12 protein-coding genes and 1 tRNA gene are annotated in these 13,254 nt (G+C 64.0%); 7 read left to right on the forward strand and 6 right to left on the reverse strand.

Features of this window, described 5'->3' with window-relative positions:
• Nucleotides 1-55: 55 nt before the first annotated feature.
• The 3 genes from QA645_RS09585 to QA645_RS09595 form a co-directional block, all read right to left on the reverse strand.
• Complete coding sequence (locus tag QA645_RS09585; RefSeq protein ID WP_002714638.1) at nt 56-331, reverse strand: DUF1153 domain-containing protein; 276 nt, start codon at nt 329-331, stop codon at nt 56-58.
• A gap of 394 nt (nt 332-725) precedes the next feature.
• Nucleotides 726-1,445: a flagellar hook capping FlgD N-terminal domain-containing protein gene (locus QA645_RS09590; protein ID WP_254133766.1), complete on the reverse strand. Its 720-nt coding sequence runs from the start codon at nt 1,443-1,445 to the stop codon at nt 726-728.
• A 13-nt stretch (nt 1,446-1,458) separates the two neighbouring features.
• Entirely contained in the window at nt 1,459-3,081 is a 1,623-nt protein-coding gene (locus QA645_RS09595) for a flagellar hook-length control protein FliK (protein WP_283049813.1), read from the reverse strand.
• A 357-nt stretch (nt 3,082-3,438) separates the two neighbouring features.
• On the opposite strand from QA645_RS09595, the gene mnmA reads away from it, so the two are divergent.
• The 7 genes from mnmA (at nt 3,439) to QA645_RS09630 (ending at nt 9,189) form a co-directional block, all read left to right on the forward strand.
• Complete coding sequence (gene mnmA, locus QA645_RS09600; protein ID WP_254133764.1) at nt 3,439-4,623, forward strand: tRNA 2-thiouridine(34) synthase MnmA; 1,185 nt, start codon at nt 3,439-3,441, stop codon at nt 4,621-4,623.
• Between the two features lie 80 nt (nt 4,624-4,703).
• Nucleotides 4,704-5,342, forward strand: a complete 639-nt coding sequence (locus QA645_RS09605) for a class I SAM-dependent methyltransferase (RefSeq protein ID WP_283049814.1) — start codon at nt 4,704-4,706, stop codon at nt 5,340-5,342.
• A gap of 46 nt (nt 5,343-5,388) precedes the next feature.
• Complete coding sequence (locus QA645_RS09610) at nt 5,389-5,751, forward strand: hypothetical protein (protein ID WP_283049815.1); 363 nt, start codon at nt 5,389-5,391, stop codon at nt 5,749-5,751.
• Between the two features lie 221 nt (nt 5,752-5,972).
• A tRNA-Met gene (locus QA645_RS09615) sits at nt 5,973-6,049 on the forward strand.
• Between the two features lie 467 nt (nt 6,050-6,516).
• Nucleotides 6,517-6,816: a hypothetical protein gene (locus tag QA645_RS09620; RefSeq protein ID WP_283049816.1), complete on the forward strand. Its 300-nt coding sequence runs from the start codon at nt 6,517-6,519 to the stop codon at nt 6,814-6,816.
• 792 nt (nt 6,817-7,608) lie between these two features.
• Nucleotides 7,609-8,193 carry a hypothetical protein gene (locus tag QA645_RS09625; RefSeq protein ID WP_283049817.1) on the forward strand — a complete coding sequence of 195 codons (585 nt, stop codon included), beginning with the start codon at nt 7,609-7,611 and terminating at the stop codon, nt 8,191-8,193.
• A gap of 213 nt (nt 8,194-8,406) precedes the next feature.
• Nucleotides 8,407-9,189 carry a response regulator transcription factor gene (locus tag QA645_RS09630; protein WP_283049819.1) on the forward strand — a complete coding sequence of 261 codons (783 nt, stop codon included), beginning with the start codon at nt 8,407-8,409 and terminating at the stop codon, nt 9,187-9,189.
• A 73-nt stretch (nt 9,190-9,262) separates the two neighbouring features.
• On the opposite strand, the gene QA645_RS09635 is transcribed toward QA645_RS09630, so the two are convergent.
• From QA645_RS09635 to QA645_RS09645, 3 genes are all read right to left on the reverse strand, one after another.
• Nucleotides 9,263-10,615, reverse strand: a complete 1,353-nt coding sequence (locus tag QA645_RS09635) for an HlyD family type I secretion periplasmic adaptor subunit (protein ID WP_283049820.1) — start codon at nt 10,613-10,615, stop codon at nt 9,263-9,265.
• Nucleotides 10,616-10,731: 116 nt separating this feature from the next.
• Nucleotides 10,732-12,468, reverse strand: a complete 1,737-nt coding sequence (locus QA645_RS09640; RefSeq protein WP_283049821.1) for an ATP-binding cassette domain-containing protein — start codon at nt 12,466-12,468, stop codon at nt 10,732-10,734.
• Between the two features lie 141 nt (nt 12,469-12,609).
• Nucleotides 12,610-13,068 (reverse strand): hypothetical protein, encoded by a 459-nt coding sequence (locus tag QA645_RS09645; RefSeq protein ID WP_283049822.1) that lies wholly within the window; start codon nt 13,066-13,068, stop codon nt 12,610-12,612.
• Nucleotides 13,069-13,254 lie beyond the last annotated feature (186 nt).

Here is a 13,254-nt window from a genome sequence, read left to right on the forward strand (position 1 = left end):
TCGGCCTCGCAGAGCGGGGCCGATTTTCATCAAAAGCAGCAGATTTCCGGATCGCTTACTGGCGATATTGCTGAATGCGGGTGGTGCGAAGACCCGCCAGACCATGCTGGTCGATGGAAAACTGCCAGGAGAGGAATTCGTCGACCGTCAGGGTGTACCGGCTGCAGGCTTCCTCGAGCGAGAGAAGTCCGCCGCGCACAGCAGCGACGACTTCGGCCTTGCGGCGGATGACCCAGCGTTTGGTGCCGGGTGCGGGCAGATCTGCGATCGTCAGCGGACTGCCGTCCGGCCCGATGACGTATTTTACCCTCGGGCGATGGGGTTCTGTCATGGCGTACTCACAAACTCTCAACCACTGAACTCACTTCACAACCCTACGCATGCGGGCTTAAAAATCCGCTAAGCCTAAGGCTTCAATACAATTCTCCTTGAAACTTGCGGGAACGCGACCGGCCCGGCGGGCTGAAAGCGCGATTTCAGCGGGCCGAGCGGGGGTCTTCGTAAATACTTTACTAACGAACGAGGCCCGCAGTGATGCTTGCCGGGGCCTTTGAATGTCGTCCCGGCGAACGCCTGGACCCATACCGCGCGATCTATCGATGACACGCAGGTGGCAGTACCAAGATAGAATTCCTAACCACGGGTCTTCGTCAAACTGCTCCCTGTGGCTATGGATCCCGGCTTTCGCCGGGATGACACCGTATGCGTAGCGTCAGCGCGCCGCCTTAGCTGCCGGAGCTGCTGCTGCTCGCCACCACGCTCTTCACCTGGCTCAGCGTGTAGCTGTTGCCGTCGATGGTGAGCAGCGGCGGCGACTGGGTCAGGTCGACGGAGCTCACCGTGCCCTGCACCTGCGCGGCGACGCCGACATTGTTGCCCGCGGCGTCCTTGCCGGTCGCCGTGATCGTGTATTTGCCGTCGGGCCATTGCGTGCCGTCATTGCCCTGGCCGTTCCAGGTGAAGGGAATGTCGCTGCCGGCGCCGGCGGTGTATTGGCCGCTGAACACGGTCTGTCCGGTGGAATTGGCGATAGAGATATTGACCGTGGCGCTGGAGGGCACGTTGAGGTGCCAGGTCGCCGACGACTGCGACATCGTCGCGGTGGTGCCGTCGACCACGGCGGTCTTGCCGACGTAATCCAGCGCCTGGGTCGCCTGCGTGGTCTGCTGCAGGGTGACGAGCTGCGACAGCGAGTCGTTGGTCTTGAGCTGCTGCTCGACGCCGGCGAACTGCACCAGCTGCTGGGTGAACTGGTTGGTGTCGAGCGGATCGAGCGGGTTCTGGTTCTGCAGCTGCGTGGTCAGCAGCGTCAAAAAGGTCTGGAAGTTGCCGGCGAGCGTCGCGCCCGTGGACGAGCCCAGGCTCGAGCTCGACGAGGAGGACGACGAGGTCTGCGTGGTGCCGGAGACGACTGACGGCGCGGTGGCGGCATTCGTGGTGGTCATTGGCGAATACTCCTCACACTCTGATATCGACGCCGCTGCTCGATCCGAGCATGCGGCCATAGCTGCGGCTGACGGGGGCGCTCGCGGCCTGGTCATCCTCGCTGATGATCAGGCGGCGGGAATTGCTGCCATTGTCGTTGTTCTGGCCGGAGTTCTGTCCCGATGAATTCTGGTCGCGCAGGCTGAAGGAGAGCCCGTTGCCGCCGGTCTTGAGGCCGGCATCGTCGAGCGCGCGCTGCAATTGCGGTGCGTCCTGACGCAGCATCTGCAGCGTCTCCGGCTTTTCGACGGTGAGATGCGAGGTGACCTGGCCGTTGCGGTCGACATTGATGCGGACGTCGATGCGGCCGAGATCGCCCGGATCGAGGCTGATGTCGAAGCGCGTCTTGCCGGCGCGCGCGGCGGCCGCGATCTCGACCGGAATGCCGCTGATCGGCACGGCGGTCGGATTAGCCGCGGTCGCGGTCAGCGTCGCGGTGGAGGCGGTGGCCGCGGACGTCGTATTGGTCAGCGGCGCCTGCACGGCGTTGGCCGCTTGCGTGCTGGCGTCGGTTGTCGCGCTAGCTGCGGCTTGCGTGTCGGCATGCGCGTGCGTGGTCGGCGCGGCTGGCGTCGCATCGGCGGTGCGATTAGTCGCGTCAGCCTTCGCATCGGCGGCAGCCGCGTCAGCTTGCGGCTTGGCGGCCTGCGGATGCGCGGCGGCGTTGGCCGTCGTCGCGGTCGCAGGATTTTGTGCGGTGGCCGCGGTCTGCGCGGTCTTGCCCGCGTCCTGGCCGATGTTGGAGACGTCGGTCTGGCCCTGCGCGGTCGCGGCGGCCTTGAACGAGGTCTTCGGCGTGCCCGGATCGACGGCGATCACCTGCGCGGCGTTCGCGGTGACATCGGTTGCGGTCGCATCCGTGGTTGCCGCGTCGGCCACCGCGACCTTCGCGTCGGTGGCCTTGGCATCGCCGGTCTTGGCAGTCTTGCCGGTCGCGTCGGTCTTGGTGCCGGCGATCTGCGCTGCGGTCGAGGCGCTGGCGGCGATGCCGGCGGCTGCGATCGTCAGCGGCGAGGAGGCGGTGTTGGCGGCCTGGTTGGCCGCCGCGTTCGGATCGACCGGCACCACGGGCGCGGCGACGGGGACGGCGGTCGGATCGGGCGTCGCTACCGGCGCTGCGGCGGCTTGTGCCGCGGCAGAGGCGTCGACCGCGACGGCGAGGCCGTCGGTGGTGGCGTCGGTCTTGTCGCTCTTGCCGTCCTTGGAGTCCTGCGACTTGTCGCCCGCCTTGGTGGTGGAGGCGTCGCTCTTGTCCTTGGTCTTGTCGGGAGCCTTGGTCGGATCGGTCGTCGTGTCGCTCGCCGCCTGCGTCGAGGAATCCGTGCTGTCGCTCGCCTTGCTCTGCGAGGATTGATCGGTCGAGGACGAGTCGCGCGTGCTGCGGTCGGACGAGGAGGACGACGAGTCGGTCCGCCGCGGCCCGGTGTCCTGGCTCGAGGACGAGGCGCTGTTGCTGATGGCCTGGGTGTTGCTGTCGACCAGCGACCCGAAGGAGTCGCTCGGCGTGGTGTCCTTGGTGCTCTGCGACCGGGCAGGCTTTTGCTGCGCGCTGGAGACCTGCGCGCTTGCCGCTACGTCTGACGTGACACCAACCACAGGCGACCCCTTGAAAACATCTTCGGACCAGGAGGTCAGCAAAGAGCGGGCCAATCCCCTGTTTCGACATTTTTTCTATTGATATCAATATCTTGGCGAATCGGGCCGGCTGCATCCGGCTCCCCGAAAACCCCGTCATTTCTGCCGCCCCGGCAAGAATTGCCCTAAGCTTGCGGCGGCCGCGATTGCTTCACCGGAATGCCGCCTATATTAAAGGGTGCTCTCAGCCGCTTTCGACCGGGCCAGCCAGTGCCCTTCGGGAACCCAGGTTCCCGGGGACCGCCGGTGTCCCGGTCCAAGAGACCGGGACTCGCATCAGCAATCGCGGATCGCCGCCGTTACAATCGCTTAAGGCCCATGCTCAACAGTCTGGATCTCGAAGGCCGTCCTGAGGACACCAGGGTCGTCGTTGCCATGTCGGGCGGCGTCGATTCCTCGACGACGGCTGCGCTGTTGAAGGCCGAGGGCTACGACGTCGTCGGCATCACGCTGCAGCTCTACGACCATGGCGCGGCGACCCATCGCAAGGGCGCCTGCTGCGCCGGCCAGGACATCCACGACGCGCGTGACGTCGCGGCCAAGCTCGGCATTCCCCATTACGTGCTCGACTACGAGGACCGCTTCCGCGAGTCCGTCATCGACAATTTCGCCGACAGCTACGCTCTCGGCGAGACGCCGGTGCCGTGCATCGAGTGCAACCGCTCCGTCAAATTCCGCGACCTGCTGAAGACCGCACGCGAGCTCGGCGCGCAGGCGCTCGCCACCGGCCATTATGTCGCCTCGCGCCGTCGCGACGACGGTTCGCGTGCGCTGGTGTGCGCGGCCGACAGCGACCGCGACCAGAGCTACTTCCTGTTCGCGACCACGCAGTCACAGCTCGACTTCCTGCGCTTCCCGCTCGGCGACATGACCAAGCCCGAGACGCGCGAGCTCGCGCGCCGCTTTGGTCTCTCCGTCGCCGACAAGCACGACAGCCAGGACATCTGCTTCGTGCCGACGGGCCGCTACACCGACATCATCACCCGGCTGCGTCCGAATGCGATGGACCCCGGCGACATCGTCGATCTCGATGGCCGCGTGCTCGGCCAGCATCACGGCATCGCCAATTTCACCATCGGCCAGCGCCGCGGCCTTGGCATCGCGGCCGCCGCGCCGCTGTATGTGGTGCGGCTCGAGGCCGCCAACCGCCGCGTCGTCGTCGGCCCGCGCGATGCGCTGAAGATGCACCGCATCACCTTGCGCGACGTCAACTGGATCGGCGGCGGTGACATCGACCGCGCGATCGGTTCTGGCCTCGAGCTGTTCGTCCGCGTGCGCTCGACCCGCGCGCCGCAGCCGGCCTGGCTGCGCGGCGCGAACGGCCATTACGAGGTCGAGCTCGTCGCCGGCGAAGAGGGCGTCTCGCCGGGACAGGCCTGCGTGTTCTACGACGCGCCGGGTGGGCAGGCACGCGTGCTCGGCGGCGGCTTCATCCAGAGCGCCGCGGCGAAGGCAGCGACGAGCAGCACGGCGAGGCCGCTCGCTGAGGCGGTTCGCGGCTAAGCGCATGATCCGGAAAAGTGTGAAGCGGTTTTCCGACCAGATCATGCGCAAGACAAAAAGCTAATACCGGGGCAGGGGGCATGGCAGCAGATATCTCGCGGGCCGGGGTCGAGAAGGCCTATGGCCGCTGGGCGCCGGTCTACGATCTCGTGTTCGGCAAGGTGTTCGATGCCGGCCGGCAGTCGACCATCGCCGAGGCCGACCGCATCGGCGGCCGCATCCTCGACGTGGGTGTCGGGACGGGCCTGTCGCTGTCGGACTATTCGCGCACCACAAAAATCTGCGGCGTCGATATTTCCGAGCCGATGCTGCGCAAGGCGCAACAACGCGTGCGCGCGCTCCGCTTGAGCAACGTCGAAGTGCTCTCGGTGATGGACGCGAAGAACCTGGCGTTCCCCGATGCCGCCTTCGACGCGGTGGTCGCGCAATATGTCATCACCGCCGTGCCCGATCCCGAAGGCACGCTCGATGAATTCGTGCGCGTGCTCAAGCCCGGCGGCGAGTTGATCCTGGTCAACCACATCGGCGCCGAAAAAGGTTTTCGCAAACTCTCCGAGCTCGCGTTTGCGCCGCTCGCCCGCCGCCTCGGCTGGCGCCCGGAATTCCCGTGGCAGCGCCTGGTGAACTGGGCCGCGAAGCACGGCGGCGTCACGCTGGCAGAGCGCCGCCCGATGCCGCCGATGGGCCACTTTTCGCTGATCCGCTACCACAAATCGTAATGTTCAGAGGCTGGAACATCGGGGCCGACCCGGGCGTTTCCTCCTCATGCGCACGACATCAAACATCATCCTTGCGGGCCTCGTGATCGCAGCCTCTGGCGCCGCGATCGCGCAGGCCCCGCCCGCCCCGGCGACGCCGCCGCAAGCGACCGCGCCGCCATCCCCGACGCACACGGCGAACTGCATGCCGCAGGACCGCCCGAATCGCGCCACTGCGCCCGACGGCACCACCACCGGCCAGGCCCGGGAACCGCTCGGCGACAAGCTGGCGAAATCCGACGGCGTGCTTTGCCCGCCCTCCGGCGTCGACCCCGACATGCACGCCCCCGCGCCGAGCACGGATGGGGCCATGCCTGTGATTCCGCCTCCCGGCAGCCCCGGCGGGGACCCAACGGTCCGGCCGAAATAGCGAATCTCGCTGCACCCTTCCTTCGCCTCTTCCCCGTCGGGGAGAGGCCGGAATCCGCGCCAAAGCGCGGATTCCGGGTGAGGGGACTCTCCGCGAGTTCGCGCCGGAAGCGGTCGATTCCGGCGCCAAAATCAGGCGCACTTAGCTTGACTTCCCGCCGCCCCCTTCCTTATATGCCGCGCGTTCGCGAGATCGGCGGTATCAGCCGTTCGCGACCCTTTGGCGGGGTAGCTCAGCTGGTTAGAGCACGGGAATCATAATCCTGGGGTCGGGGGTTCGAGTCCCTCTCCCGCTACCAAACGCTTCCCCGCGCGCCTTTGACGCGGTTGGGAAAAGCTCTTTCCCCAGCAGAGCGTTTAACCGGCCTGCTATCTCCACGGTCACACCACCCAAGCGCCCGGAAGACGGTGACCGTCTCGACCAGATCTCTCATGGCTTCGGCGGCTTCGCCGTCGCCCGCACTGACACCCCTTGCGAGCGTCTCTTCAAGCCGGCCGAGTTGTGCCTCATATCGCTTGAGGATGGCCGGATGCGGCGCGACTTCCGTTGCGGTTGGAAATGCGGGCGACGTCCCGCAGCAAGCGGGATGCTAACGCGTGCAGGCAGTTCCGGAATTAACGCGCCGCGGGGACATCAAGCTTAATCCGCGACTTCGATTGCACCGGGGCGACAGTGCGATAGCGTCTCTGCACCGGACATTGCCCTTTGGTCCGGGTCCCCAGTGGCGAAGCCGTCGCGCCAATATACTCGGCGCGTCGGCTTCGTTTGGCTGTAGAACAGTGGCGCGAGCTTTATTTGATCAAGCAGTCAGACCGCGAGAACATCGATCTCATTGAGATGCGTCGGCAGCTCACGGCCCTACGCTCGCAACACTCGGACGACCTTCTCGTCGCATCGATATTGAACCGCTTCATCGTGAAGGTCGCATTCCTCTCGGAGCCGACAGACGCGAAGCACGAACAGCTTCTCCGGTCCGAATTTTTGGAAACGTTGGAGAAGGTGCAGGCGATCACCTCGCATAAGGCAACGGCGCAGGGTTCAGCGGTCACGAAGCCGTTGAAGTAACCGTAACGACCATATCTCATTGCGCTCCCTGAACGTGAAGCCGATGCTCGATGCAGTCGCGAAGTCGTCTTTGTTTCGCGTAACGATGCTTCGCGGCGAGGGGCTGCCGTTTTCTCGGGCGGCGACCCCGCCTTGCTACGAACCTTGAGGTGACCGAAAGTGTCTCTCGAATGGACGGGTATTGAACGGCGACGCGTCGCACGCAAGAGTCTCGAACAGATTGTTATGCTTTCTTTTCCAGACGAAGTGACGATCACGCCCTGCGAGATGTTGAACCTCTCTGTCCTCGGCGCCTGTGTGAGGACGAAAAATACCCCGATCCTATCGACCGACTTCCGATTGTCATTTGACGGCTTTCGAACATCGTTCGATTGTCGCTTGGTGTGGCGACAGGACGACCGCGCGGGCATCTCATTCGTGTCTTAAGGTCGCGTATCGATCGGCGCGATCCCCGTCCAGAGGGCGCCGATGCCGTCACAGTCGGCGATCTTGATTGCCCGGCGTCGACCGCGCGCCGCTGATTCAGCGGGGCCGCCGGTGAGACTGTAAGCGCGTTGCGGCAGGCCGTTTCTGATGCGAAGCCGGTGCGGCGCTCCCAATTGGCCGATCGGCCGTGATTGCTTTCACGGTTGGCCCTCTGCGTCATCTCGCCATGGGTCTGGAGCCCGAATCCGCCGATCCCGACCGCGCGCGCTTAATGGGCGTTTAACGCTTTTGCGCAACAGATAGATCACCAGCGCGGAATTAGTCCTAGTTACAAGTGTGAGCCGAGCTCCCGAGGAGGGGAATCGGATGGGACTGCTTTTTGTCGGAGTGCTGGCAGGAGTCCTGATCGGCTTTGGCTGGTTTGCGCCCTCGCGAGGGTATTTCCTCGGCTGCGCGTCACGCCCCTGTTTCGACAGGGTTGCAGTCGCCCAACCCGCGCAACCAATGCCGACGGCATTGGCGTCGAATCCTGCGATCGTCAAACCGAATTCCGAAGCCCCGGGAAGGTCCGGCAAGACATCATCTCTGAAGAAACGCGGATCGGCCGATCTGGCCAAAGCGGCGTCCCCGCGGACGAGGATCAGCGTCACGGCATCCAAACGGCCTGCGGAAGCATCAGATCCCGTCCTGGACAAGGCGAAGGTCGCCATTGCGACGAAGATGGAGGATCCAGGATCGGCCGAATTCACCGATATGAAGCACACCATGCGAAAGAACACGCTTGGACGCCCCGTGGATACGATTTGCGGGCGCGTGAAAGGAAGAACCGCGTCAGGCGGTGAGACCGGAGAGAGACCGTTTCTTTATCTTGTGAAGGAGGACGAAGCATATGTCGTCGACGGCAAGTCGGGGTCGGCGGCGTCAACGGCGTATCGAAATATCTGCAATTAGAGGACGCGTCGACTGCGTCATCGCGCAGTACGCACCCAAGTAATTTGAGCGGAAAGAATTTCCACCCAGGGCGCCAGGTGATCCCACAGTGGATGCGGCACCAACGGCGGCACTGTGCCGCTCCCGTGATGATGCATTCAGGACGAATGCAGCGGCAGGGGACGCAATACGGAATGGGAATATCGCGGAAATTCTTTTCATCTCGAGGAAATCATGCACGACATAACCAATACCGCGAAGCGGCTGAATGACTCGCTCCACTTGCCGGTTCTGGTGATCATCGAGCCGCTCCTGTTGCCTCGCACATGCATTCTGAACGTCCTCAGGCGGGAACTGGACGAACTCGATATCCTCGACATGGCTTCGGTCCAGGGCCTTGATTGCACGTCGGCCCGCGATGTTCGTCTGGTGGTGCTGAGTATTGCGGACAAGCCCATCGACGATCCCTCGGTTGAGGACGATCTCGCCGTCGTCGTGGAGTGGTGTCCCGGCGCAGCAATTGCAGTCCTGTCGAACCATGATGACGAGCCGACAGTGCAGGCTGCGATGCAGCGGGGCGTGCGCGGCTTTCTTTCCACCTCGTTGCCGATCGAGATCGTCATAGCTGGACTGCGCCTTGTTCTCGTCGGCGGCGTCTACAGGCCGTTGCCCATGGCCGGGATGAACAGGATATCGGGTTTCGAGACCTCGGATGCGCGCGGGCTTGCGCCCGCATATCTGATGAATGAGGGAACCGGAGTGGCCATTGACAGAAGCCTGATCGGTCTCACGCCTCGTGAGCAACAGGTTCTGGCGGAAATGGAGCTCGGCCTGCCCAACAAGCTGATCGCCGCCAAATTGAACCTCTCGGAAAGCACAGTCAAAATGCACATCCAGCATATCATGCGGAAATGTGATGCGCACAATCGCACGGAAGCCGTCCTCCGCTGGCGCGGCCGGTTGCCCGCGCGGGGGCGCGATCACGACCCCGGCGCAGCTCCAATGCAGGAGACCTAGAGAGGAGACCTAGCGAGGAGACCTGGGGCCTGCCCCGGAACGCGATGACGATTCATCCCACGCGCATCGCGCTTTAGTCCTCTCTGAATGCACCACGGAAGCTGTCGAGCAGGGGCCTGAGCGCGTAGAGGGCCACGGTACCGCGCCCTGTCGTGATGTACACTTGAACCGGCATGCCGGGGACGATCTGGATGTCGTTTGCGGCGATCTGCGCGTCGTCGATCCGGATCCTGGTCGCGTAGTATGGCTGGTCGGTACGCTTGTCGAGGAGCCGATCTGCGGATACCTGCACCACGTTTCCCTTCAGGCGAGGCACGCGACGCTGATTGTACGGGACGAGGTGAACCTCGGCATTGAGGCCGGGATGGACCACATCGATGTCCTCGGGCCTCAGGCGCGCAGTTACGATGAGGCGGTCTTGCCGCGGCACCAGGTCCATGAGCGGAGCACCCGCTCCGATGACGCCGCCGGCCGTATGAATCCGCAGATCGGTAATCACGCCGTCCTCGGGCGCCTTGACCTCTGTTCGCGATAGCTGATCCCTGGCCGCAAGCAACCGCTCGCGGAGCTGGAATATCTGGTTCTGTGCTTCACGAAGCGACTGTGCGATCTCGTTCTGCCTCTCGCTCTCGAGCTTGAACAATGTGGCCTGCTGTTCGCTGATGACCTGTCCGGCGCGGGAAATCTGCGCGGCGATCTCGCCGCGGCGGCCCTCAACGTCGGCCAGCTCCCGCTGCAGGTTCAGAAGCCGCGGCCGCCGTTCGAGCCCCTTGTTGACGAGGGTCGCGACCATATCCAGTTCCTCCCGGACGATGTCGACCCGCTGTCCGGTGGCGCTCTCCTGAGCCTTGAGGCCTTCGATCTCCTTCTCGACCTGACGCCTTCGTTCGCGAACGACCGCAAGTTGCGACTCGTGAACCTGCAGGCGTGTCTGAAAGATGAATTGCTGCGCCGACACCGCAGCGGCGGCCATTCCGTTCTGCTTGCTGTCCTGTTCCAGCGCGTCCGGAATTGCGATCCGCTCAGATCTCTGTTGCTCGGCCTGAAGCCGTGCGGCACGTGCAGCTGCATCCCACAACTGGCCTTGAAGGCTTTGCGCCTCCGAGGCGGCCCGGGTGTCGTCCAGCGCGATCAGCGTTTGTCCGCTTCGCACGATATCGCCATCCGAAACCAGGATCTTCCTGACGATACCGCCCTCCAGATGCTGAATCGTCTTGCGGCTCGATTCCGATTCCACGACGCCGGACGCGATCGCGGCGCTCTCGAGGGGCGCGAGGCTCGCCCATGTACCGAGCCCCAGCATGAAGCAGAGTACCAGCAGATTGCCCGCGAGGGTGATACCGCGAAGCCTTCCACGTGGAGAGGTCGGCGTCGGCGTCGAGCACCATGGAAACTCCAGAGGCTCGAAATCGTCGATCGCGGTCACCACGACGCCAGATCGTCGGGTGGGCGGGGGGCTCGCCGGCGCTCGCATGAGCTGGTCCCAAATCATGGGAAGTCTCGAGACGACGGGAAGCAACCGGATGGTGAGAGCGTTCCGGATCATGGCGCAATCTGCGAGGTAACCTGGGGGCGGCTCAGGTGCCGTTCAAAGATCTCCTCGCTGTCGCCGAAAGCGGCGACCGCCCCGTCTTCCATGATGGCAATCTTGTCCGTGGCGGCGAGGAGACCCATCCTGTGCGTGACGACGACGAGGATGACGCCTGCGAGCTTCATGCGCTCGATGGCATCCAGGAGCATTCGCTCGCCCCCGTAGTCGAGGCTGGCGTTAGGTTCGTCGAGAACGACGAGGCGTGGACTGCCGAAGAAAGCGCGGGCAAGACCAAGGCGCTGCCGATACCCGCGTGAGAAGGCTGTTTCACTGTGAATCACCGTGTCGTAGCCCAGCGGCAGGCGCATGATCGCCCCATGGATTCCGACGAGCTTGGCCGCTTCGACGACCTTCCGCCGGTCGGCATCTTCAAGGCGTGCGATGATGTCGTTGATGGTGTCGCCGAGCAGGTTGATGTCCTGAGGGAGATATCCGAGGCGGTCGCCGCTTTGGCCCTCGCGAAGCAGCGAGACGACGGTATCGTCGAGGAGGACACGGCCATATGTTGGCATCGACAGCCCGGCGATCACCTGGCCGAGCAAGGATTTGCCTGACCCGGACGGACCGATAATGCCGAGGCATTCTCCGGGCATGAGGCTGAACGAGACGCCGTTCAGCAGAAGATGGTCCGTGCCCGCCAGCCTCACGCTGACATTGTCGACGACGAGGCCGCTTTGCGCCTGCGGCGGAGAAACCTCCGCGCTCTGCTGCCGCGCGGCGGGGAATGCGGCGAGAAGTGCGCCGAGTCGCTGACAGGCGCTCATGGCCGCCACGAGTGATTTCCAGCCTGCGACGGCACTTTCGACCGGGGCGAGCGCCCGGCTAAACATCAGCGTCGAAGCAAAGATGATTGCCGGACTCTTTCCGTGATCGAGGACGAGCCACGCGGCAGCCCCCATGATCAAAACCTGCGACAGCGCGCGGACCGGCTTGGTGGCCAGCATGACCATCTCGCCGAGCCGGAGTGCCACATCGTGCTCTCTGCGCGCGTGCTGCGCGTCACGGTGGATCATGCGTGCGGCGCTATCGAACATTCCCATGGCGCGGATCATGTGGATGTTGCCCGCGGCAGTCTGGAGGCGGCCGCAGCTTCGGGACAGCGCGGCGCCGGATCTGAGCAGAACATCTTCCGTGACCAGCTCTCCGGTGATCGTGAGCGCGAACAGGAGGGCGACGCAGCAGGCGCCCACCAGGCCAAGCAGGGGATGGATCAGAAAGAGGACGAGGAGGAACAAGGGCGCCCAGAGCGCGTCGAACAGCAACGTACATGCGCCGGACTCGACGAACTGGCGCAGCACGGTGAGATCACGATATGCGCCGGACGCTTGCGTCCAATCGCTGCGAAATGCCGATTCGAGGCCGGCCGAAAGCACGCAAGGACGAAGGCGATCGTCGAGCCATGCGCCAAGGCGTCCAAGCACGGCGCGCCGCAATGCATCGAACACGCCGCCGACGACCACCGTGGTCGCGACGATGAGCGTGAGCAGGAGCAACGTGTCGCCGCTGCGACTCGACAACACCCGGTCATAGATCTGGAGAAGATAGATGGAGGGCGCGAACAGAAGCAGGTTGTAGCTGCAGCTATACGCGAATACGAGACCGAGCGGTCCCACGCAGGACCGGAGGGCTGCGTGCAGTGGCGTCCGGATCTGCGGCAGGATAGGCAACCGAATGGGCGGCATCAGCATGATCGTCACCGCCTGAAATCGAGGTCTGACGCACTTGACCGATGGCTAACGTCATCTGCCGGCGATATCGGCAGGGTATTGGCTTGAACGTCAGGACCGGTGACGGCGGCCACCGGTCCTGCCATTCGGACGAGCCGGTGATCAGAACGTATCGAGATGGAAGTCCACCTCTCCGCCCAACGCGGCGTTGCCGTCTCCGCCATTGCCGCCGATGCCGGCCACGACGTCCTGGTGCTGGTCCACCGAGACCTTGTTGATCTGGCTCGCGTCCGTATTGGCGTAGACCTTGGAGGTATCGTAACCGCTGTAGGATTTCTGGCTTCCGTTCGACTCGGCGTCGCCGCCATGAGCCTTCGAAAACACCGAAGCCTTCGCGTTGGCACCGCCGGCATCCCAATCTGCCGTCTGCTTGACGTTGTCGCCGGTGTTCACATGCACGTCGGCACCGGTCGCCTTGTTGGTCGGATCAAAGTTGAGGGTCGGCTTGCTGATGATGGCTCCCTTGAAGGTGCCGTCGCCGCCATTTCCGACACTTTGACCGCCGGTGCTGATCGATTTGAATTCGATCGAGTCCGAGATGTGGATCGCTTTGGGCATCATGTGTGCCTCCCTCGCTCTGTTGGCTTTCGCGCATCATCCGTCCCGATCAGGCGGACGCGCGCGGCAAGTCTGATCCGGCCACGCGCGACGGCGATAGATGTCAAATCGGACACCATCCGGCTTGGTCGACCTACGTACGAAAGTATGACATTCGTCGCGCAACACCGGAGCTCGATACGTCCCGGG

It is taken from the genome of Bradyrhizobium sp. CIAT3101 (genome assembly GCF_029714945.1).
Taxonomy (GTDB): Bacteria; Pseudomonadota; Alphaproteobacteria; order Rhizobiales; family Xanthobacteraceae; genus Bradyrhizobium.

Excerpts from the sequence above, each read along its gene's own strand:
- QA645_RS09585 (WP_002714638.1), bottom strand. The coding sequence starts at position 331 with ATGACAGAACCCCATCGCCCGAGGGTAAAATACGTCATCGGGCCGGAC.
- QA645_RS09590 (WP_254133766.1), bottom strand. The coding sequence starts at position 1,445 with ATGACCACCACGAATGCCGCCACCGCGCCGTCAGTCGTCTCCGGCACC.
- mnmA (WP_254133764.1), top strand. The coding sequence starts at position 3,439 with ATGCTCAACAGTCTGGATCTCGAAGGCCGTCCTGAGGACACCAGGGTC.
- QA645_RS09605 (WP_283049814.1), top strand. The coding sequence starts at position 4,704 with ATGGCAGCAGATATCTCGCGGGCCGGGGTCGAGAAGGCCTATGGCCGC.
- QA645_RS09610 (WP_283049815.1), top strand. The coding sequence starts at position 5,389 with ATGCGCACGACATCAAACATCATCCTTGCGGGCCTCGTGATCGCAGCC.
- QA645_RS09625 (WP_283049817.1), top strand. The coding sequence starts at position 7,609 with ATGGGACTGCTTTTTGTCGGAGTGCTGGCAGGAGTCCTGATCGGCTTT.
- QA645_RS09630 (WP_283049819.1), top strand. The coding sequence starts at position 8,407 with ATGCACGACATAACCAATACCGCGAAGCGGCTGAATGACTCGCTCCAC.
- QA645_RS09640 (WP_283049821.1), bottom strand. The coding sequence starts at position 12,468 with ATGCTGATGCCGCCCATTCGGTTGCCTATCCTGCCGCAGATCCGGACG.
- QA645_RS09645 (WP_283049822.1), bottom strand. The coding sequence starts at position 13,068 with ATGATGCCCAAAGCGATCCACATCTCGGACTCGATCGAATTCAAATCG.